This is a genomic window from Tepidimonas alkaliphilus (assembly GCF_007556595.1).
Lineage (GTDB): Bacteria > Pseudomonadota > Gammaproteobacteria > Burkholderiales > Burkholderiaceae_C > Tepidimonas > Tepidimonas alkaliphila.
This window is the reverse complement of record NZ_VJNB01000009.1, coordinates 67,242-88,211: the sequence shown is the minus strand read 5'-3', so window position 1 is coordinate 88,211 and position 20,970 is coordinate 67,242. Positions and strand designations below refer to the sequence as shown.

Sequence of the window (20,970 nt, the reverse complement as noted above, 5' to 3'; positions counted from 1 at the left end):
GATGAGCACGCCCCCCGCGCCGGCGGCCCCGGGTGGGGCCCCGCAGGCGCCGCTTGAGGCGCACACGCCGATGATGCAGCAGTACCTGCGCATCAAGGCGCAGCACCCCCACACGCTGGTGTTCTACCGCATGGGGGATTTCTACGAGCTGTTTTACGACGACGCGCACAAGGCGGCGCGGCTGCTGGACATCACGCTGACCACGCGCGGCCAGTCGGCCGGCGCGCCGATCCCGATGGCTGGCGTGCCGGTGCACTCGGTGGAGAGCTACCTGGCGCGGCTGGTGCGGCTCGGCGAGTCGGTGGCGATCTGCGAGCAGGTCGGCGACGTGGCCAGCGCCAAGGGGCCGGTGGAGCGCCAGGTGGTGCGCATCGTCACGCCCGGCACGCTCACCGACGCCGAGCTGCTCACCGACAAGGCCGACGCCGTGCTGCTGGCGCTGCACCGCGGCGCGCGCGAGCACTGCGGGCTGGCGTGGCTGGCCGTCACCGAGGGCACGCTGCACCTGGCCGAATGCGCCTGGAACGAGCTGCGCGGCTGGCTGGCGCGGCTGGCGCCGCAGGAAGTGCTGGCCAGCGCCGAGCTGCCCGCGCCGCTGGAGGCGCAGCTGCGCGGCTGGCTGGATGGCCTCGGCAGCGGCGGCGCCCGCGCGGCGCTGACGCTGCGGCCGGCCTGGCACTTCGATGCCGCGCTGGGCCAGCGCCGCCTGTGCGAGCAGCTGCAGGTTGCCAGCCTCGCGGGCTGGGGCGCGCAGGAACTGCCCGCCGCGCACGCCGCCGCCGCGGCGCTGCTCGACTACGGCGAGCACGCGCTGGGCCAGCGGCTTGCCCACGTGCGCACGCTGCGCGTGGTGCGGCCGCAACAGTGGATCGACCTGCCGCCGGCCACGCGGCGCAACCTGGAGCTGACGCAGACGCTGCGCGGCGAGCCGGCGCCGACCCTGCTGTCGCTGCTGGACACCTGCGCCACCGCGATGGGCAGCCGGCTGCTGCGCCGCTGGCTGCTGGAGCCGCCGCGCGACCGTGCCCCGGCGCAGGCGCGGCTGCAGGCGGTCGGTGTGCTGCGCGCGCTCGGCCCCGAGACGCTGCGCGGCGCGCTGCGCGGGCTGGCCGACGTAGAGCGGCTGGCCGCGCGCGTGGCGCTCAAGCAGGTGCGCCCGCGCGAGCTGGCCGCCCTCGTGCCGACGCTGCAGCGCGCCGCGCAGCTGGCCGCCGACATGCAGGGCTGGCCGCTTGAGCAGGCGCCGCTGCTGGAGGAACTGCAGCCGGCGCTGCAGGCGCCGCAGGAGCTGCCGGCGCTGCTGGCGCGCGCGCTGCTGCCGCAGCCGGCGGCACAAATCCGCGACGGCGGCGTCATCGCGCCGGGCTTCGACGCCGAGCTGGACGAGCTGCGCGCCATCCAGTCCGGCGCCGACCAGTTCCTGCTCGATCTGGAAGCCCGCGAGCGCGCGCGCACCGGGATCGCCAACCTGCGCGTGCAGTACAACCGCGTGCACGGCTTCTACATCGAGGTCACGCAAGGCCAGCTCGACAAGGTGCCGGCCGACTACCGCCGCCGCCAGACGCTGAAGAACGCCGAGCGCTTCATCACGCCCGAGCTCAAGGCGTTCGAGGACAAGGCCCTCAGCGCCCAGGAGCGGGCATTGGCGCGCGAGCGGTGGCTGTACGAGCGGCTGCTGGAGGACCTGCAGCCGTTCGTGCCGGCGCTGACCGCGCTGGCGCGGGCGCTGGCGACGTTGGATGCGCTGGGGGCGCTGGCCGAGCGCTCACTGACGCTGAACTGGTGCGCGCCGACCTTCAGCGCCCAGCCCGGCATCGAGATCCGCGCCGGGCGCCACCCGGTGGTGGAAGCGCGGCTGCAGGAAACCGGCGCCGGCCCCTTCATCCCCAACGACACGCTGCTGGACGCGCGCACGCGCCTGCAGATCATCACCGGCCCCAACATGGGCGGCAAGTCCACCTACATGCGCCAGGTGGCGCTGATCGTCCTGCTGGCCAGCATCGGCAGCCACGTGCCGGCGGACGCCTGCCGCCTGGGGCCGATCGACGCCATCCACACCCGCATCGGCGCCGCCGACGACCTGGCCAACGCGCAGTCCACCTTCATGCTGGAGATGACCGAGGCGGCGCAGATCCTGCACGGCGCCAGCGAGCACAGCCTGGTGCTGATGGACGAGATCGGCCGCGGCACCTCCACCTACGACGGGCTGGCGCTGGCCAGCGCCATCGCCACGCACCTGCACGACCGCGTGCGCGCCTTCACGCTGTTTGCCACGCACTACTTCGAGCTGACGCAGCTGCCGGCGCGCTGCCCCGGCGCCGTCAACCTGCACGTCAGCGCGGTGGAGGGTAAGGGGCGCGACATCGTCTTCCTGCACCGGCTGGAGCCGGGGCCCGCCAGCCGCAGCTACGGCGTGCAGGTGGCGCGGCTGGCCGGGGTGCCCGCGCCGGTGGTGCAGCACGCGCGCCAGCTGCTGGCGCAGCTGGAGCAGGCTGGCGCAGCGGCGCAGCCGCAGCTGGATCTGTTCGCAGCGCCCGCCGAGCCGCCGCCCCCGCCTCAAGCCCCAGCGATCGAAGAACACCCGGTATTGCAGCGGCTGGCCGAGCTCGACCCCGATGCGCTCAGCCCTCGGCAGGCGCTGGAGGAGCTCTACCACCTGCGCGCGCTGCTGACGGCCAGCAACGAGGCGGCAACACGGCTTCGCTAGAATGTCGTTTGGAGGCAACTTAGATACAGGCAGGAGTATTCGATGAGCGCAACCGCGTTCGACTTCGAGCGAGCTCGCTTCAACATGATCGAGCAGCAGATCCGCCCATGGGAGGTGCTCGACGCGCGGGTGCTGGCGCTGCTGGCCGAGGTCAAGCGCGAGGATTTCGTGCCCGAAGCCTATCGGGCGCTGGCGCTGTCGGATCTGGAGATCCCGCTGTCGCGCCCGGCGGTGGAGGGTGAATGCATGCTGCCGCCCAAGGTCGAGGCGCGCGCGCTGCAGGAACTCGACCTGCAGCCTACCGACAACGTGCTGGAGATCGGCGCCGGCTCCGGCTACATGGCTGCGCTGATGGGCCGGCTGGCCCGCCAGGTGCTGACGCTGGAGATCAACCCGCGCCTGGCGGACATGGCGCGCGCCAACCTCGCACGTGCCGGCGCCACCAACGTCAAGGTCAAGACCGCCGACGCCGCCGCGGCGCGCTTCGCCGCCTGCGTCGACGAGGCGCCGTACGACGCCATCGTGCTGTCGGGCGGCGTGGCCGAGGTGCCCGCGGACCTGCTCGAGCTGCTGCGCGTCGGCGGGCGCCTGCTGGCCTTCGTCGGCGACGAGGTCGTCATGCGCGCCACCGTGGTCACTCGCGCCGGCGAGGCCAGCTACCACAGCGAGCAGCCGTGGGACATCGTCGTGCCGCGCCTGCGCAACTTCCCCGAGCCGGCGCGCTTCCGCTTCTGAAAGGCCACGTCGATGGTGCCCCACATCCGCCCCGCCCAGCTCGATCAGTGGCTGCAGGACTGCGCCCGGCATGCTCCGGGCGTCACGCCCATCGTGCTCGACGTGCGCGAGCCGTGGGAATTTGCCACCGCCAGCGTGCAGCCGCAGGGCTTCGAGCTCAAGCACATGCCGATGGCCTCGATCCCGGCGCGGCTGCACGAGATCCCGCGCGACCGCCCGATCGCCTGTCTGTGCCACCACGGCGGCCGCAGCGCCCAGGTGGCTTACTTCCTGCACCGGCAAGGTTACGAGGACGTCGTCAACATCGCCGGCGGCATCCACGCTTGGGCTCTGGAGCGCGACCCCAGTGTGCCGCAATATTGAGCTGGACGCCACAGGGCTGTGCCGGGACTGGCGTGCAGACAGACCGACGGCGCTTTATACTCCCCTATGTATCTGACCACCCAGGGAACCACGCCATGCGAACCACGGCCCGCTCGTTGATCCCGTCTGCCGCATTGCGCCAAGTGGCGGCGGCCCTGTTGGCCAGCGGTTGTTGGCTGGCCAGCGCTCAGGCACAAAGCTTGCAGACCCTGCTGGACGCCGCACGCCAATACGACGCCGCCTACCTGGCGGCCCAAGCTCAATTCGAAGCCAACCGGGCCAAAGCCGAACAAGCGTTGAGCCGCGTGCGGCCTACGGTCGGTTTGTCCGCCGATGCCTTCCTCAACCGACGCGACAGCTCCGTGCCGGGGCTGGACGACAGCTTCAACAGCCAAAGCGTCAAGCTCGGGGTCAGCCATCCGCTGTATCGCCCGGGCAATCAGCTGGAAGTGGAACAGGCCGAGCGCGCGTTGCAGGCCGCGCAGGCGCAGCTCCAGCTGGCGGAGCAGGAGCTGGTGGTGCGCGTGGCGCAAGCCTACTTCGACGTGCTGGGCGCGCAAGATACACTGACCTTTGTGCGGGCGCAGAAAGCCGCGGTCGAGCAGCAGCTTGCCGCCGCCAAGCGCAACTTCGAGGTCGGCACCGCCACCATCACCGACACGCGCGAGGCGCAGGCGCGCTACGACCTCGTGCTGGCGCAGGAGGTGGCCGCGGAGAACGACCTGCGCGTCAAGCGGCTGGCGCTGGACCAGCTGGTCGGCCGCAGCGGCACCGACCCGTGGCCGCTGAAGGCCGGCGCGGCGCTGCCGGCTCCAACCCCAGACGACGTGCAGGCATGGGTGCAGCGCGCCAGCGCCGAGCACCCCGCGGTGCGCGCCGCCCAGGCGCAGCTGGACGTGGCGCGGCTGGAGGTGCGCAAGGCGCAAGCCGCCAAGGGCCCGACGCTGGATGCGGTGGCGCAATACCAGTGGAGCCGCAACCCCGCCCAGCAGCCGCCGTTCCCCTACGTGCGCAACCATGTGGCCAGCGTCGGCGTGCAGTTCAACCTGCCGCTCTACACCGGGGGGGCGCTGGAAAACCGCATCAAGGAAGCGGTTGCGTTGGAGGACAAAGCCCGCAACGACTTGGACGCCATCACGCGCAACATCGCGCAGGGCACGCGCGCGGCGTTTTTCGGCGTGCAGTCGGGCTTGGGCCAGGTGCGGGCGCTGGAGGCGGCGGAGGCGTCCAGCCAGCTGGCGCTGGAGGCCAACCAGCTCGGCTACCAGGTTGGCGTGCGCATCAACATCGACGTGCTCAACGCCCAGAGCCAGCTGTTCCAGACCAAAGCCCAGCTGGCCAAGGCGCGCTACGACGTGCTGGTCGGCGGCCTGCGCCTAAAGCAGGCCGCCGGCGTGCTCAGCGCCGACGACGTCAAGCCGATTGAGGCGCTGCTGCAGGCGCGCTGACCCCAGCCGGCGCTGCTATCGCATCCCAGGCGTCGAGCACCGCCGCCACCGTGCGGGCTGATGCCCCGCCGTGGCGGCGCAGTAGGGTGCGCGCGGCCTCACGCGCCGCCTGCAAGGCGGCGGGGTCGGCCAGCCACCCCCGCGCCACGTGCAGCGCCGCGTCGAAGTCCTCGGCGCGCCGCGCCGCGCCCTCCTCCAGCGCCGCCTGCGCCGCCTCGGCGAAATTGAACGTGTGCGGACCGAGCACAACGGGACAGGCGCACGCCGCCGCCTCGATCAGGTTCTGCCCTCCCAGCGGCGCGAAGCTGCCGCCGATCAGCGCGAGATCCGCCAGCGCGTAGTAGCCCGCCATCTCGCCGACGCTGTCGCCCAGCAGCACGTCGGCCTGCGCCGCCTCGGCAGGCCAGCGCGCCTCCCCCTCCCACGGGCCCAAGCGGCTGCGCCGCAGCACCCGCAGGCCGGCCTGCGCCAGCCGCGCGTGCACCTCGTCGAAGCGCTGTGGATGGCGCGGCACGATCAGCCACAGCGGCCTGGGTTGTGGCCACGCCGGCGCGGCGCGCCGCCACGCCGCCAGCCACGCAGCCTCCTCCCCCTCGCGGCTGCTGGCCAGCGCCAGCACCGGGCGGCCCGTGAACGCGCGCCAGGCGTCGCGCCAGCGCCGCGCCGCCGCCCAAGGCTCGGGCTGCCATGGCAGGTCGAACTTGACGTTGCCGGTGACGGCGCGCACCGGCGCGCCGAGCGCACGCAGCCGCGCCGCGTCATCCTCGGTCTGCGCCAGCACGCCGCCAAGCCCGCGGTAGGCCGGGCCGGCCAGCAGGCGCAGCCGCTGCGCGCGCCGCAGCGAGACGGCGTTGAGCCGCGCGTTGACCAGCCACAGCGGCACCCCGGCGGCACGGCAGCCCTGCACCAGCGCCGGCCAGACCTCGGTTTCCATCAGCACGCCCAGCCGCGGCTGCCAGTGCGCGAGGAAGCGCCGCACCGAAACCGGGTCGTCCCACGGCAGCCATGCCTGCGCGTCCTGCGGGCGCAGATGGCGCTGCCCTTCAGCGCGGCCGGTGGCCGTGCCGTGCGTCCACAGGATGCGCAGGTCTGGGCGGCGCTGCTGCAGCACCCGCACCCACAGCGCGGCGGCGCGCGTTTCACCCAGCGACACCGCATGCACCCACAGCCAGCCGCCGGAAGGCGCGCCGTCGTAGTGGCCGAAGCGTTCCTCCACCGCGTGGAGGTAGCCCGGCTCGGCGCGGCCGCGGCGCCGCAGCTTGGCGCGCAGCAGCGGCCGCAGCAGCGTCATTGCCGCACCGTAGAGGCGCAGCGCCGCGCGCTCGCCGGACGTCAGCTCAGCCGGCGTTGAACAGCCGCGCATACACCGCCCCGATGCCGGCCGCCTCGCGCTCGAGCGAGAAGTGCTCCGCCACCCGCGCGCGCGCGGCCTGCCCCATCCGCACCGCAGCCTGCGGATCGATCAGCACCTGCCGCAGCGCCGCGGCCAGCCCTGCGGCGTCGCCGGTGTCCACCAGCGCGCCGTTGACGCCGGGCTGCACCAGTTGCTCGAACGCCCCGGTGCGCGAGCACACCACGGCGCAGCCGCACGCCGCCGCCTCAAACGGCGTCAGGCCAAACGGCTCGTAGCGCGGGCAGGCCACGCAGACGAGGCAGCGCTGGTACCAGCGGTGCACCTCGGCCGCCGGCACCTCGCCGAGGAAGCGGATGCGATCCGCGAGGCCCGCCGCGTCGATGCGCGCCTGCAGCGCGCGCTGGTAGGCCTCATGCTGCGGCATCGCGCGGCCCGCGATCACCGCCGTCACGTCCGGCAGGTGCGGCAGCGCGGCGATCATCGCATCGACAAACACGTCGGTGCCCTTGTCCGGCCGGACGCGCCCGAACACGCCGACGCCGACGCGCCCCGGCAGGCCGCTGTCGGCCCAGGCCGCCAGCTTGTCCGGCGGCGGTGCGAAGCGCGCCAGGTCGATGCCGTGCGGCACCACCGCCGTGGTGTTGGGCACGAAGCGGGCCGCCTTCGGCGTGGTGGCGATCACGGCGTCCATGCGGCTGATCAGCCAGCGCGGAAACCAGCCGTGCCGGTGCTGCGCCGCCGAGGTGAACACCAGCCGCACCGGCAACCGCAGCACGTCGCGCGCCCACAGGCCCGCGGCCATCTCGTGGTCGCGGCGCACGTGCCAGATGCGGAACGGCCGCCCCGCTGGCGGTCGGCGCGACAGGGCGATGGCCTGCCGCAGCGTCAGGCCCGGCATGCCGTGCGGCAGCGGCGTGCCGCAGTAGGCCAGCCGCCACTGGCGCGCCTGGATCGGCACCAGCGCGTTGACGGTGGCCGACACCCCGGTGTAGCGCCGCTTGAGGTTGAAGACGATGACCTCCGGGTCGGGATCCGGGGTGAGGGTGGCGGGGACGGCGTCGGCCACGGCGGCTTTCCACACGGGCGCCGCGTCAATGCGCCGCCGCGCCGATCTCGGCGTCGGGCTTGACGCGGCGCAGCAGCGCCATCATCTCGGCTTTGATGCGCGCCAGCGCCTCGGGCGTGTGCCCCTCGAAGCGCAGCACCAGCACCGGCGTCGTATTGGAGGCCCGGATCAGCCCAAAGCCATCCGGCCAGTCCACCCGCAGGCCGTCGACGGTGCTGACCTCGGCCGGCGGGTCGAAGCGGGCCATGCGCTGCAGCTCGGCCACCAGCCGGTGCGGCTCGCCCTCGGCGCAGGCGACGTTGAGCTCGGGCGTGGCGTGGCTGGTCGGCAGCGCCTCCAGCACCGCGCCGGGGTCGGGGTGGCGGCTCAGGATTTCCAGCAGCCGCGCGCCGGCGTAACTGCCGTCGTCGAAGCCATACCAGCGCTCCTGGAAGAAGATGTGCCCGCTCATCTCGCCGCCCAGTGGCGCGCCGACCTCGCGCATCTTGGCCTTGATCAGGCTGTGGCCGGTCTTGTGCATCAGCGGCACGCCGCCGGCGGCGCGGATCGCCGGCGCCAGCCGCTGGCTGCACTTGACGTCGAAGACGATGGTGCCGCCCGGCACGCGCCGCAGCACGTCCTGCGCGAACAGCATCAGCTGCCGGTCGGGAAAGATGTTCTGCCCGCTGGGGGTGACGACGCCGAGCCGGTCGCCGTCGCCATCGAACGCAAACCCCAGATCGGCGCCGGTGCGCTGCAGAGCAGCGATCAGGTCGCGCAGGTTTTCCGGCTTGGACGGATCCGGATGGTGGTTCGGGAACTCGCCATCGACTTCGCCATACAGGACCGTGACGTCGCAGCCCAGCGCCCGGAAGAGGTCGGGGGCGCTGGCGCCGGTGACGCCGTTGCCGCAATCGATGACGAGCTTGAGCGGCCGCGCCAGCCGCACGTCGCCGGCGATGCGCGCGATGTATTCGGGCTGGATGGCCAGCCGCTGCACCCGCCCGCGCACGGGCGCCGCCGCCGCACCGCTTTCCATCGCCGCGCGCAGCGCCTGGATCTCCTCGCCGTGGATCGCGCGCCCGGCCAACACCATCTTGAAGCCGTTGTGGTGCTTGGGGTTGTGGCTGCCGGTGACCTGGATGCCGCTGCGGCAGTGCGTGGCCGCCGCAAAGTAGAGCATGGGCGTGGTCACCATGCCAAGGTCGAGCACGTCCACGCCAGCGTCCAACAGCCCCTCGATCAGCGCCTCGGCCAGCATCGGGCTGGACAGCCGCCCGTCGCGCCCCACCGCCACGGTGCGCTCGCCCAGCGCCGCCGCGCGTGCGCCGAACGCCCGCCCCAGCGCGCGCGCGAACGCCGCGTCGATCACCTCCGGCACGACGCCGCGGATGTCGTAGGCTTTGAACGCTTGGGCGGGAAAAGACAGCGCGCGGTTCATGGTCGCAGGCAAGCCCCCAGCGGGTGGCAGATCGGTGACAGGCCGTCATTGTAGAGGGGCCTATGATGCTGATGCGGCTTACGCTGCGTAGGAGCCGCCCGCCACCATCCCCTTGCCCCCATGACGTTGCGTCTGGCCGCCGAATTCGTTTTGCTCGCCGCTTTGTGGGGAGCGTCGTTTTTGTTCACCCGTCAAGCGGCGCTGGAATTCGGGCCGGTAGCCACGGCGTGGCTTCGGGTGGCCGTGGCCAGCGCGGTGCTGCTGCCGATGGTGGCGCTTGCGGGTCAGGGCGCGGCACTGCGCCGCCACGCGGGGCGCATCCTCGCGCTGGGGCTGCTCAACGCCGGGATTCCCTTTGGGTTGTTTGCCTACGCGGTGCTGTCGATCAGCACCGGGCTGGCAGCCATTCTTAACGCCACCACCCCGCTGTTTGGCGCGCTGGTGGCGTGGGCGTGGCTGGGCGAGCGGCCTGAGCGCGGGCGCGCCGTGGGCCTGGCGCTGGGCTTGGCCGGCGTGGCCATGCTGTCGTGGGACAAAGCTGATTTTCACTCGGGCGGCACCGGCTGGGCCGTGATCGCTTGCTTGGGCGCCACGCTGCTGTATGCCGTGGCGGCCAGCTACACCAAGCGGTATTTGGCGGGCGTGCCCGCCTTGGCCACCGCGGCAGGCAGCTTGCTCGGGGCGGCAATCGGGCTGGCGTGGCCCGCGTGGATGGGGTGGCCCTCCGGCACGGTCGGCAGCCTTTCAGCTTGGGGCGCCGCCGCCGCAGCGGGGGTTTTGTGCACCGGACTGGCTTACGTGCTGTATTTCCGCTTGATTGAAGCGGCGGGGCCGGCGCGCACGCTGACGGTGACGTTCTTGATCCCGGTCTTTGCGCTGGCCTACGGGGCGCTGCTGCTGGGCGAGCCGATCACCCCGTGGATGCTGGTCTGCGGCGCGGTGATTCTGGTGGGCGTCGCGCTGGCCAGCGGGATCATTCATTCCCCAGCGGGATTTCGCCGCGCTGGCTCGCGCCGCCCTGCAACGCTTCCTTGAGCTTAGGACTGGCGTGAAACGTCACCACCCGGCGCGCGGCGATCGGCACCAGCTCGCCGGTGCGGGGGTTGCGCCCTGGCCGCGGCGACTTGTCGCGCACGCCAAATTGGCCAAAACCAGCGATGCGCACCTCTTCGCCAGCGATCAGCCGTTCGGCAACAAGGGCGAAGAAGGCATCCACCAGCTCCTTGGACTCACGCTTGTTGAAGCCGATGCGCTCGTGCAGCGCCGCGGCCAGCTCGGCCTTGGTCAGCGTCGGTCGCTCGTCCGCCGCTTCGGCAGCGGCGCGGGGGGTGCGTCGGGTCGCCATGCGCCTATCGTAGCAGCTGGCGCGCCTTGGTTGCCGCCTTTTCAGGCGCGCAGCCGCGCCCCCAGCCGCGCCTGCAGCGACTGCAGCACCGCCGCCACCGCGGCGTCGATCTCGGCGTCGGTCAGCGTGGCCTCATCACGCTCCAACGTCAGCCGCACCGCCAGGCTCTTCTCGCCCTCGCTCAGGCCCGAAGGGGTCGAGCCCGTCTTCGGGCGGAAGACGTCGAACAGCACCGCCGCGCGCAGCCACGGCTGGCGCGCCGCCTCGATGGCGGCCATCAGCTCGGCGTGCGTCACCTGCTCGCGCACCACCACCGCCAGGTCGCGCTGCACCGGCTGGTGGCGGCCCACCGGCTGCGCCTGCGGCAGCGGCCGCGGCAGCACCGCCTCGAGGTCGAGCTCGAACAGCACCGGCGCCTGCGTCCAGCCCTCGGCCTGGCGCCAGCGCGGGTGCAGCTCGCCGATCACGCCAATCGCGCGCCCGTCCAGCACGATGCGCGCGCAGCGGCCCGGATGCAGCGCCGGGTGCGTCGCCGGCTCGAAGGTGGCCACGCGCGGCGCCAGCAGCGCCTCCACATCGCCCTTGACGTCGTAGAAATCGACGGCCCGGGCGCGCTCGCCCCACTGCAGCGGCCACGCATCGCCCCACGCCAGCCCCGCGACGTGCAGCGGCTGATCGATGCCGGCCACCGTCGTGTCGCCGTCCGGCACCGCGGGGTCGCGGCGGAACACGCGGCCGATCTCGAACACCCGCACACGAGAGGCGCGCCGATCCACGTTGTGGCGCAGCACCGCCAGCAGGCTGCCGATCAGGCTGGAGCGCATCACGCTTAAGTGGCTGGCGATCGGGTTCAGCAGCCGGATCGGCGCGTCGTTGCCCGCGTAATCACGCTCCCAGCGCTCCTCGACGAAGCTGAAGTTGATCGTCTCCTGGTACCCCAGCGCCGCGAGCTGGCGCCGCAGCGCAAACGGCGAGCGGCGCCCTTCCGGCCGCACGCGCGGCAGCACCGGGGCCAGCGGCGGCGCATCCGGCAGGCGGTCGTAGCCGATGACGCGCGCCACCTCCTCAATCAGATCCTCCTCGATCTGGAGGTCGAAGCGGTACGGCGGCGGCGTCACCGTCAGCACGCCGTCGCCCTCGGCCACCTGCAGCCCCAGGCGGCGCAGCGGCTCGGCGCATTGCGCCTGCGTCAGCGGCATGCCGATCACCTTGGCCGCGCGCGCCACGCGCAGCGTCACCGGCTGCGGCTGCGGCAGGTTGACGACGTGGTCGTCGATCGGGCCGGGCTCGCCACCACAGATCTCCAGGATCAGCTGCGTGATGCGCTCCACGTGCTCGCGCGTCGTGCTCGGATCGACCCCGCGCTCGAAGCGGTGCCCGGCCTCGGTGCTGAAGTTGAAGCGGCGCGCGCGGCCCGCGATCGCGTGCGGCCACCAGAACGCCGCCTCCACATAGACGTGGCGCGTGGCGTCCGACACCGCCGTGGCCTGCCCGCCCATGATGCCGGCGAGCGACTCCACGCCGCGCTCGTCGGCGATGACGCCCACCGTCTCGTCCAGCGTCACGGTCTGGCCGTTGAGCAGCTCCAGCGTCTCGCCCGCCCGAGCCCAGCGCACCTGCAGGCCGCCGTGGATCCGGTCCAGATCGAAGATGTGCGACGGGCGGCCCAGCTCGAACATCACGTAGTTGGAGATGTCCACCAGCGCCGAGATGCTGCGCTGGCCGCAGCGCGCCAGGCGCTGCACCATCCAGTCGGGGGTCCTGGCCGCGGGGTCGATACCGCGGATCACGCGGCCGGTGAAGCGCCCGCACAGGTCCGGCGCGTCGATGCGCACCGGCAGCACCTCGCCGTGGCGCGGCTCAACCGGCGCGATGGCCGGGGCGTGCAGCGGCGCACCGGTCAGCGCCGCCACCTCGCGCGCCACGCCGTGGACGCTCAGGCAATGCGCGAGGTTGGGCGTGAGCTTGAGCGTGAAGATGCGGTCGTCCAGCGCCAGCGCCTCGCGCAGATCGCGCCCGACCGGCGCATCGGCGGCGAGTTCCAGCAGCCCGCCGTGGTCGTCCGACAGGCCCAGCTCGCGCGCCGAGCACAGCATGCCGTGGCTTTCCACCCCGCGCAGCTTGCCGACGCGGATCTCCAGCGGCTTGCCGTCGGCGCCCGGGGGCAGCACCGCGCCCACCAGCGCGCACGGCACGCGGATGCCGGCGCGCGCGTTCGGCGCGCCGCAGACGATCTGCAACGGCTCGCCCTGCCCCGCGTCCACGCGGCAGACGCGCAGCCGGTCGGCGTTGGGGTGCGGCTCGGCGCTGAGGATCTCGGCCACCACCACGCGGGAAAACGGCGGCGCCACCGGGCGCACCTCCTCCACCTCGAGGCCGGCCATGGTCAGCAGCTCGGCCAGCTGGTCGCTGTCCAATGCTGGGTTGCAGAAGCTTCGCAGCCAGGATTCGGGAAACTGCATCGTGACCTCGGTCGTCGTCGGGTGCGGGACGCTTCAGCGGAACTGCGCCAGGAAGCGCAGGTCGCCCTCGAAGAACTGGCGCAGGTCGCTGACGCCGTAGCGCAGCATCGTCAGGCGGTCCGGCCCGATGCCGAACGCAAAGCCGATGTAGTGCTCCGGATCCAGCCCCATGTTGCGCACCACGTTGGGGTGCACCTGGCCGGAGCCGGCCACCTCCAGCCAGCGCCCGGCCAGTGGGCCGCCGGCAAACTGGATGTCGATCTCGGCGCTGGGCTCGGTGAACGGGAAGAAGCTCGGCCGGAAGCGCAGCTTCAGGTCATCGGTCTCGAAGAACGCGCGGCAGAACGCCGTGAAGACCACCTTCAGGTCCTTGAAGCTGACGTCGCGGCCGATCCACAGCCCCTCGCACTGGTGGAACATGGGCGAGTGCGTGGCGTCGCTGTCCACGCGGTAGGTGCGCCCCGGGGCGATGACGCGGATTTCCGGCATCTCGCCGGCGAACAGCCCCGCCCCGTCGTCGCCAGCCGCGGCGCGCGCGCGCTTGACGTGCTGCACCGCGTGGCGGATCTGCATCGGGCTGGTGTGCGTACGCAGCAGCAGCGGCGCCTCGGGCGTGCCGCCTTCGACGTAGAAGGTGTCGTGCATCGAGCGCGCCGGGTGGTCCGCCGGGGTGTTGAGCGCGGTGAAGTTGAACCAGTCGGTCTCGATCTCCGGTCCGTCGGCGACCTCGAAGCCCATCGAGCCGAAGATCGCCTCGATGCGCTCCAGCGTCAGGCTCACCGGGTGCAGCCCGCCCTGGCCGCGCTGGCGGCCCGGCAGCGTCACGTCCAGCGCCTCGGCGGCCAGCTGGCGCTGCAGCTCGGCCTCGGCCAGCTCGGCGCGGCGCGCCTGCAGCGCCGCTTCGATGGCCTGCTTGGCCTCGTTGATGGCGGTGCCGGCGGCCCTGCGCATCTCGGGCGCCAGTTGCGCCAGCGCCTTCATGCGCTCGGTCAGCAGCCCCTGCTTGCCCAGGAAGCGGGCCTTGGCGTTGTCCAGTTCCTGCGGCGTGGCGGCCTGCGCGAACTGCGCGCGCGCCGCCTGCACCAGCGAGTCGAGGTCGTTCATGCCGGGATCCATCGGAAGAACACAGGCCACGCCGAGGTGACCTCAACACAAAAGGCCAGCAGCGCGCCCGGCTGCTGGCCTTTCGAAACACCGGCGGTGCTTTTGGCTGCGCACCGCATCGCGTGAATTCACCCAGCCGCCGCCGGCGCCAAACTGGCTTTGGCGCGCTCGACGATGGCGGCAAACGCCGCCTGGTCGCGCACGGCCAGATCAGCCAGCATTTTGCGGTCGATGCCGATGGCCGCTTTGCGCAGCCCGTGGGCAAACTGGCTGTAGGTCAAGCCCAGCTCGCGCGCAGCGGCGTTGATGCGCGCAATCCACAGACGGCGAAAGTCGCGCTTGCGAGCGCGGCGATCACGATAGGCGTATTGCTGCGCCTTCATCACCGCCTGCTTGGCGACGCGGAAGACATTCTTACGACGGCCACGGAAGCCTTTGGCCAGCGCCAACACTTTCTTGTGACGGGCGCGCGCCGTCACACCACGTTTTACGCGAGGCATGTTTAGCTCCTTCGTTCAACAGTGTCGCGCTGCCGCTCACAAGCCGGCATACGGCATCATTTGGGCGATATGACCCAAATCGCGCTCGTGCACATTGGCCGGACCGCGCAATTGACGCTTGGTCTTGGTGGATTTTTTGGTCAGGATGTGGCGCTTGAACGCCTGCGCGCGCTTGACGGTGCCGCCGGGACGCACGCGAAACCGCTTTTTCGCCCCGCTTTTGGTCTTCATTTTGGGCATGATGGCTTCCTCGCGAATCAAGTCAAGGATGATTGCCACCGCAGGGCGCTGCGCGCGGCTGCCCACCGTGCACAGTCTTGATTCGAGCCTGGCCCTGCCAGTCGCTTCTATGGAAAGCCCCACATTATACACTCCCTCTCATGACACACGTCCTTCTGCCTCGCCGCGCGCTGCTGGCCGTCCCGCTGGCGTTGGCGGGCCACTGTGCCGAGGCCGCACCGGCGCTGTTTCCGGTGGCAGCCCCGGGGGCGCAGTGCGGCTGCTTTTTCGTGCAGGGCGAGCGGGTGCTGGTTGGCACGCTGCAAGGCGAAGCGACGCTGTGGGATTGGCGCGCCCGACGCGAACTGGCGCGCTTCACGCATGACATGCCCGATCACCCTGAAACCGCCGCAGTGCGCGCCTGCGCTGCTGCGCCCGACGGCTCCTGGCTGGCCACCGCCGCGGGTCGGCGGTTGCACCTGTGGCAACCTGGGCGTCAGCGCCACGTGGGCCCTTGGGAGATGGGCAGCCCGATTCGCGCGGTGGCGCTGACCGCCAACGCCGAGCACCTGCTCATCGGCACGCAGGGCATGTTGGCCTGGTATCTGCCGCCGCCAAGGCAGGGACGGCCGACCCCCATCCCGCAAAACGCGGCGGTCGGCTGCGTGGCGCTTACCGCGGACGGCCGGCTGGGCGTGACCGGCAGCGACGATGGGCTGGTGCGCGTCTGGGATCTGACCGACGGCTCCGTGCGCCATCGCTGGGCGCTGGGCGCACCGATCCGCGCCTTGGCGCTGTCGCCCGACGAGCGGATGCTGGCCGCCGCGCCCGGCATCGGGCCGGTGCGGCTGTGGCACTTGCGCGACGGGGAGCCTGCCGCGCCACCCATTGGGCCCAAGCGAGCAGGCTTCACAACCCTGACCTTCACCGCCGATGGCCGCCGGCTGGTCACCGGCAGCGCTTACGGCGAGGTCGCCCTTTGGAGCCTGCAAAGCGGAGAACGCAAAGCGGCGTGGCAAGCGCCATTGAGAAGCGCACGCGAGCGCACGAGTCGCCCGCAAGCGGTGCTGGCGCTGGCCGTGGTCGGCAAAGGGCGCTATGCCGCGCTGCTTTCGAGCGGTTCAGTGGCTGCGTGGGGCGTGTAATCGTGCGCAACGGCACGCGCAGCGAAGTGTCCCGCGCCGCCCCAACGGCGCATCAAGCCGTGATGCTGGCTTTAGGGGCTTCAGCCTTGGGCGCGCCGCCGCCTTTTTTGCGCGCCGGCGCGATCATCATGATCATCTGCTTGCCTTCGAGCTTGGGAAACTGCTCGACCACAATGGTGTCGCCCAAATCCTGGCGGATGCGCTCCAGCAGGGCCAAACCGAGCTCTTGGTGCGTGATCTCGCGCCCGCGGAAGCGCATCGTCACCTTGCATTTATCGCCGTCATCCAGAAAGCGACGGATGTTGCGCAGCTTGACCTGGTAGTCGCCCTCGTCGGTGGCGGGCCGGAACTTGACTTCCTTGACCTCGATGACCTTTTGCTTGGCCTTGGCTTCGGCAGCTTTTTTTTGCTCGGCGTATTTGAATTTGCCGTAATCGATCAGCCGACACACCGGCGGATTGGCCATCGGGGCGATCTCAACCAAATCCACGTCGAGCTCGCCGGCCATGCGAAGCGCCTCTTGCAGCGGCACGATGCCAATCTGCTGGCCATCCGGCCCGGTCAGGCGCACCTCGGGGGCGGTGATTTCACGGTTCAGACGATGCTGCCGCTCTTCGCGCTGGCGGCGATCTCGAAACGAACTGGGACGGGGCGTAGCGATGGCGACTTTCCTTCGTCAACGTTTACAAGCGACATCCTCGCGCAGGCGCTCCACAAACTGCTGCAGCGGCATGACCCCAAGGTCAAGATTGCCGCGCGCCCGCACGGCCACGCTGCCTGTGGCCTTTTCCTTGTCGCCCACGACCAGGATGTAAGGCGCCTTTTGCAGCGCGTGCTTGCGGATTTTATAGGTGATCTTGTCGCTGGCAAGATCAAGCTCGACGCGAAAGCCGTGCGCGCGCAAAGCCTTGGCGATTTCGCCACAGTAGTCCGCCTGGGCGTCGGTGATGTTGAGCACCACGGCCTGCGTGGGCGCCAGCCACACCGGCAACGCTCCGGCATACTGCTCGATCAGAATGCCAATGAATCGCTCCAGGCTGCCGACGATGGCGCGGTGCAGGATCACCGGCCGACGCCGGCTGCCGTCCTCCGCCACATATTCGGCGTCGAGCCGCTCGGCCAGGTTGAAGTCCACCTGGATCGTGCCGCACTGCCACTCACGGCCGATGGCGTCCTTCAGCGTGTACTCGATCTTGGGGCCGTAGAACGCCCCCTCGCCCGGCGAGATGGTAAAGTCGCATCCAGAGTCGCGCAGGCTCTGCATCAGGGCTGCCTCGGCCTTGTCCCACAGCTCGTCCGAGCCGATGCGCGCCGCCGGCCGCGTCGAGACCTTGTAGAGGATCTCGGTAAAGCCAAAGTCGGCATACACCTTTTTCAGCAACCGCGTAAACGCCCCGCACTCCGCCAGGATCTGATCCTCGGTGCAGAAGATGTGCCCGTCGTCCTGCGTGAAGCCGCGCACGCGCATGATGCCGTGTAGGCCGCCGCTGGGCTCGTTGCGGTGGCACTGGCCGAACTCGCCGTAGCGCAGCGGCAGATCGCGGTAGCTCTTGACGCCCTGCTTGAAGATCAGGATGTGGCCGGGACAGTTCATCGGCTTGATCGCGTAGTCGCGCTTCTCGCTCTCGGTGATGAACATGTGGTCCCGGTACTTGTCCCAGTGGCCGGTCTTCTCCCACAGCGCCTTGTCCAGGATCTGCGGGCCCTTGACCTCCAGATAGCCGTTGTCGCGATAGACCTGTCGCATGTATTGCTCGACCTGCTGCCACAGCGTCCAGCCCTTGGGATGCCAGAACACCAGGCCCGGCGCGTGCTCGTCGAGGTGAAACAGATCGAGTTCCTTGCCGAGCTTGCGGTGGTCGCGCCGCTCGGCTTCCTCCAGCCGGTGCAGGTAGGCTTGCAGGTCCTCCTTGCTGGCCCAGGCGGTGCCGTAGATGCGCTGCAGCTGCTCGTTGCGGGGGTCGCCGCGCCAGTAAGCGCCGGCCACCTTCATCAGCTTGAAGTGCTTGAGCTTGCCGGTGGAGGGCACGTGCGGGCCGCGGCACAGATCCTCGAACGCGCCCTCGCGATAGAGACTGATTTCCTCGCCTTCGGGGATGCTTTCGATGATCTCGGCTTTGTAGTGCTCGCCCATCGCGCGGAAGTGCGCCACCGCCTCGTCGCGCGGCAGCACGCGGCGCTGCACCGGCTCGTCGCGCGCGGCGAGCTCCGCCATCTTCTTCTCGATCGCCGCCAGATCCTCCGGCGTAAAGGGGCGCTTGTAGCTGAAGTCGTAGTAAAAGCCGTCCTCGATCACCGGCCCGATCGTCACCTGCGCGTCGGGAAACAGCTCCTTGACGGCGTAGGCCAGCAAGTGCGCGGTGGAGTGGCGCACCACCTCCAGCCCTTCCGGATCCTTCGGCGTCAGGATCCAGACGCGCGCGTCGCGCTCGACGACATGGCTCAGGTCCACCGCGCGGGGCGCCGCCTCGCCGTCGAGCTGGATCTTGCCGGCCACCGCCGCTTTGGCCAGCCCCGGCCCGATGGCTGCGGCAATCTCGCCCACGGTCACCGGGCCGTCGAAAGAACGCTGGGCGCCATCGGGGAGCGTGATGTGAATGACCGGCATAGGTTTGATTGCAGCGACAACAAAAAGCGCGGCTGCCTTGAGGAACCGCGCTGCTTAACTTTCAACCAGCTTGGCGGATTTTCGCACAGAATAGGAAGCTGGTTTTCGCGGCCGCCCGACGTCAGCCGCCTCAACGCAACCGTGTTGGCCACAAAAAGGTTCGTCACGCGATGGCTAGCCTCACCACTGAACAGTTGTTTGACCGCGCCCGCACCTACCACGCATGGCAGCCACGCCCTGTGCCTGAAGCCCTGCTGCGGCAGCTCTACGATTGGATGAAATGGGGGCCGACGTCGGCGAACTGCTGCCCTGCGCGGATCATCTTTGTCACCAGCCCCGAGGCCAAGGCGCGTTTGCTGCCTTGCCTCAGCGAAGGCAACCGCGCCCAAACCGAAGCGGCTCCGGTGACAGCCATCCTCGGCATGGACATGGCGTTTTACGAGCAGCTGCCGCGGCTGTTTCCGCACAACCCGCAAGCGCGCAGCTGGTTTGAGGGCAACCCGGAGCTCATCGCCGCCACCGCGCTGCGCAACGCCAGCCTGCAGGGCGGCTACTTTATCTTGGCGGCGCGCGCGCTGGGGCTGGACTGCGGGCCGATGAGCGGCTTTGACGCCGCCGCGGTCGATGCGGCCTTTTGGGCCGGCACCACAGTGCGCACCAACTTTCTGTGCAACCTCGGCTACGGCGACCCCGCGGGTCTTTACCCGCGCGGGCCGCGTCTGAGCTTCGACGAAGCTTGTCGCATCGTCTAAACCCGATCCGGCGCCGCCTTGGCGGCGCTGCGTCCGCCCCAAGCGAAAAGCCCGCGCAGCCCGCAGCCGGGCTGCACGGGACGGCGGTTCGGGCCGCGCCGCGCCCCCATCCGGGGTGCGCGGCAATTGTGTGGCTCAGTGGAACTGCGCCTCTTCGGTGGATCCCACCAGCGCCTTGACGCTGGAGGAACCGCCTTGAATGACGGTGGTGACGTCGTCGAAGTAGCCCGCCCCCACCTCTTGCTGATGCGACACAAAGGTGTAGCCCAGCTCGCGCGCCTTGAATTCGGGTTCCTGCACCATCTCGACGTAGTGCTTCATGCCCTGGCCGCGCGCGTAGTGGTAGGCGAACATGAAGGTGTTGTACCAGTTGATGTGGATGCCGGCCAGCGTGATGAACTGGAACTTGTAGCCCAGCTCCGACAGCTTGTCCTGGAACTCGGCGATCGTCTTGTCGTCGAGGTTCTTCTTCCAGTTGAACGACGGCGAGCAGTTGTAAGCGAGCAGCTTGCCGGGGTATTTTTCGTGGATGGCCTGCGCGAACTCGCGCGCGAAGCCCAGGTCCGGCGTGCCGGTCTCGCACCACACCAGGTCGGCGTACGGCGCGTAAGCCACGCCGCGGCTGATCGCCTGCTCCAGGCCGTTCTTGACGCGGAAGAAGCCTTCCTGCGTGCGCTCGCCGGTCAGGAACGGACGGTCGTTGGCGTCGTGGTCGCTGGTCAGCAGGTTGGCCGCCTCGGCGTCGGTGCGCGCCAGCACGATGGTGGGCACGCCCATCACGTCGGCCGCAAAGCGCGCGGCAATGAGCTTCTCGATCGCCTCCTGCGTCGGCACCAGCACCTTGCCGCCCATGTGGCCGCACTTCTTCACCGCCGCCAGCTGGTCCTCGAAGTGCACGCCGGCGGCGCCTGCGGCGATCATGTTCTTCATCAGCTCGAAGGCGTTGAGCACGCCGCCGAAGCCGGCCTCGGCGTCGGCCACGATCGGCAGGAAGTAATCGATATAGCCGGCATCACCGGGGCCGATGCCGCGGCTCCACTGGATCTCGTCGGCGCGCTTGAAGGTGTTGTTGATGCGGCGCACCATCGTCGGCACCGAGTCGTAGGCGTACAGCGACTGGTCCGGATACATGGTTTCGCTGGTGTTACCGTCGGCAGCCACTTGCCAGCCCGACAGATAGACCGCCTCCAGCCCGGCCTTGGCCTGCTGCATGGCCTGGCCCGCGGTGATCGCACCAAAGGCGTTGACGTAGCCTTTCTTGGCCTCGCCGTTGATCAGGCGCCAAAGCTTTTCCGCCCCGCGCTTGGCCAGCGTGTATTCGATTTGCAGCGAGCCGCGCAGGCGCACCACGTCGGCGGCGCTGTAGCCGCGCTTGATGCCTTTCCAGCGCGGGTTTTCAGCCCAGTCTTTCTCCAGAGCAGCGATCTGCTGTTGACGGGTGGGATAGGTCGTCATGCCAAGACTCCTTCAACTTCGGATGGGATCGTGAAACCGGCGGCTGCGGCTGGCGAAAGCGCCGCCTGCTGGGTCACAGTATAAGTCTTCTATAAGACAGAACAGATATCTTGTGTCTTATACAAGACTCAAAAAACGCTATAAAAATTAATCTTTTAGATATCCTATTTCTTATCGTGAGAACCCTGTTCGCACCATGCGCGCAAGCCATTCCAGACGCCACCCGCTCTTTTCATATCAGCGACGTTATTTTCAAATCTTGAAATCATGACGAGACCCCAAGCTCG

At 70.0% G+C, this 20,970-nt stretch carries 18 protein-coding genes; 7 read left to right on the top strand and 11 right to left on the bottom strand.

Annotated features, from left to right (window positions below):
* Position 1: 1 nt before the first annotated feature.
* The 4 genes from mutS to Talka_RS09130 all read left to right on the top strand — a co-directional run bounded on the left by mutS (position 2) and on the right by Talka_RS09130 (position 5,253).
* Positions 2-2,707, top strand: coding sequence for a DNA mismatch repair protein MutS (mutS, locus tag Talka_RS09145; protein ID WP_246100642.1), 2,706 nt, complete (start codon positions 2-4; stop codon positions 2,705-2,707).
* 42 nt (positions 2,708-2,749) lie between these two features.
* A complete protein-coding gene (locus tag Talka_RS09140; RefSeq protein ID WP_143890885.1) occupies positions 2,750-3,442 on the top strand; it encodes a protein-L-isoaspartate O-methyltransferase family protein in 693 nt (230 codons plus the stop codon).
* 12 nt (positions 3,443-3,454) lie between these two features.
* A complete protein-coding gene (locus tag Talka_RS09135) occupies positions 3,455-3,805 on the top strand; it encodes a rhodanese-like domain-containing protein (RefSeq protein WP_143890884.1) in 351 nt (116 codons plus the stop codon).
* Between the two features lie 95 nt (positions 3,806-3,900).
* Positions 3,901-5,253 (top strand): TolC family outer membrane protein, encoded by a 1,353-nt coding sequence (locus tag Talka_RS09130; RefSeq protein ID WP_143890882.1) that lies wholly within the window; start codon positions 3,901-3,903, stop codon positions 5,251-5,253.
* Here Talka_RS09130 and Talka_RS09125 read toward each other — a convergent pair.
* The 3 genes from Talka_RS09125 to Talka_RS09115 are packed head-to-tail and all read right to left on the bottom strand — an operon-like array spanning position 5,219 to position 9,093.
* A complete protein-coding gene (locus Talka_RS09125) occupies positions 5,219-6,616 on the bottom strand; it encodes a 3-deoxy-D-manno-octulosonic acid transferase (RefSeq protein WP_425472660.1) in 1,398 nt (465 codons plus the stop codon). The genes Talka_RS09130 and Talka_RS09125 overlap by 35 nt on opposite strands.
* Positions 6,591-7,673 carry a glycosyltransferase family 4 protein gene (locus tag Talka_RS09120; RefSeq protein WP_143890880.1) on the bottom strand — a complete coding sequence of 361 codons (1,083 nt, stop codon included), beginning with the start codon at positions 7,671-7,673 and terminating at the stop codon, positions 6,591-6,593. Before Talka_RS09120 ends, Talka_RS09125 begins: the two co-directional genes overlap by 26 nt.
* Positions 7,674-7,698: 25 nt before the next feature.
* Entirely contained in the window at positions 7,699-9,093 is a 1,395-nt protein-coding gene (locus Talka_RS09115; RefSeq protein WP_143890878.1) for a phosphomannomutase/phosphoglucomutase, read from the bottom strand.
* Between the two features lie 120 nt (positions 9,094-9,213).
* Here Talka_RS09115 and Talka_RS09110 point away from each other — a divergent pair, with 120 nt between their 5' ends.
* Complete coding sequence (locus Talka_RS09110) at positions 9,214-10,128, top strand: DMT family transporter (RefSeq protein ID WP_143890876.1); 915 nt, start codon at positions 9,214-9,216, stop codon at positions 10,126-10,128.
* On the opposite strand, the gene Talka_RS09105 is transcribed toward Talka_RS09110, so the two are convergent.
* The 5 genes from Talka_RS09105 to rpmI all read right to left on the bottom strand — a co-directional run bounded on the left by Talka_RS09105 (position 10,067) and on the right by rpmI (position 14,744).
* Positions 10,067-10,438, bottom strand: a complete 372-nt coding sequence (locus Talka_RS09105) for an integration host factor subunit alpha (RefSeq protein WP_143890874.1) — start codon at positions 10,436-10,438, stop codon at positions 10,067-10,069. The two genes, Talka_RS09110 and Talka_RS09105, sit on opposite strands and share 62 nt — an antisense overlap.
* A 41-nt stretch (positions 10,439-10,479) precedes the next feature.
* Entirely contained in the window at positions 10,480-12,900 is a 2,421-nt protein-coding gene (pheT, locus tag Talka_RS09100; RefSeq protein ID WP_143890872.1) for a phenylalanine--tRNA ligase subunit beta, read from the bottom strand.
* Positions 12,901-12,933: 33 nt separating this feature from the next.
* Positions 12,934-14,004: a phenylalanine--tRNA ligase subunit alpha gene (gene pheS, locus Talka_RS09095; RefSeq protein ID WP_143890870.1), complete on the bottom strand. Its 1,071-nt coding sequence runs from the start codon at positions 14,002-14,004 to the stop codon at positions 12,934-12,936.
* A gap of 128 nt (positions 14,005-14,132) precedes the next feature.
* The gene (gene rplT, locus Talka_RS09090; RefSeq protein ID WP_143890868.1) at positions 14,133-14,504 is read right to left on the bottom strand and encodes a 50S ribosomal protein L20; all 372 of its coding nucleotides are present in this window, start codon (positions 14,502-14,504) and stop codon (positions 14,133-14,135) included.
* A gap of 36 nt (positions 14,505-14,540) precedes the next feature.
* Positions 14,541-14,744, bottom strand: a complete 204-nt coding sequence (gene rpmI / locus Talka_RS09085) for a 50S ribosomal protein L35 (RefSeq protein ID WP_143890952.1) — start codon at positions 14,742-14,744, stop codon at positions 14,541-14,543.
* Positions 14,745-14,884: 140 nt separating this feature from the next.
* Here rpmI and Talka_RS09080 point away from each other — a divergent pair, with 140 nt between their 5' ends.
* Positions 14,885-15,868 (top strand): WD40 repeat domain-containing protein, encoded by a 984-nt coding sequence (locus Talka_RS09080; RefSeq protein ID WP_143890866.1) that lies wholly within the window; start codon positions 14,885-14,887, stop codon positions 15,866-15,868.
* A 52-nt stretch (positions 15,869-15,920) separates the two neighbouring features.
* Here the strand turns inward: Talka_RS09080 and infC are convergent, their stop codons facing one another.
* The gene (gene infC / locus Talka_RS09075) at positions 15,921-16,529 is read right to left on the bottom strand and encodes a translation initiation factor IF-3 (protein ID WP_143890864.1); all 609 of its coding nucleotides are present in this window, start codon (positions 16,527-16,529) and stop codon (positions 15,921-15,923) included.
* A 15-nt stretch (positions 16,530-16,544) separates the two neighbouring features.
* The gene (gene thrS, locus Talka_RS09070) at positions 16,545-18,476 is read right to left on the bottom strand and encodes a threonine--tRNA ligase (protein WP_143890861.1); all 1,932 of its coding nucleotides are present in this window, start codon (positions 18,474-18,476) and stop codon (positions 16,545-16,547) included.
* Positions 18,477-18,646: 170 nt separating this feature from the next.
* Between thrS and Talka_RS09065 the strand changes: the two genes are divergently transcribed.
* Complete coding sequence (locus tag Talka_RS09065; RefSeq protein WP_143890859.1) at positions 18,647-19,228, top strand: malonic semialdehyde reductase; 582 nt, start codon at positions 18,647-18,649, stop codon at positions 19,226-19,228.
* A 135-nt stretch (positions 19,229-19,363) separates the two neighbouring features.
* Here Talka_RS09065 and aceA read toward each other — a convergent pair whose 3' ends face one another.
* Positions 19,364-20,683, bottom strand: coding sequence for an isocitrate lyase (aceA, locus tag Talka_RS09060; protein WP_143890857.1), 1,320 nt, complete (start codon positions 20,681-20,683; stop codon positions 19,364-19,366).
* Positions 20,684-20,970: the final 287 nt, after the last annotated feature.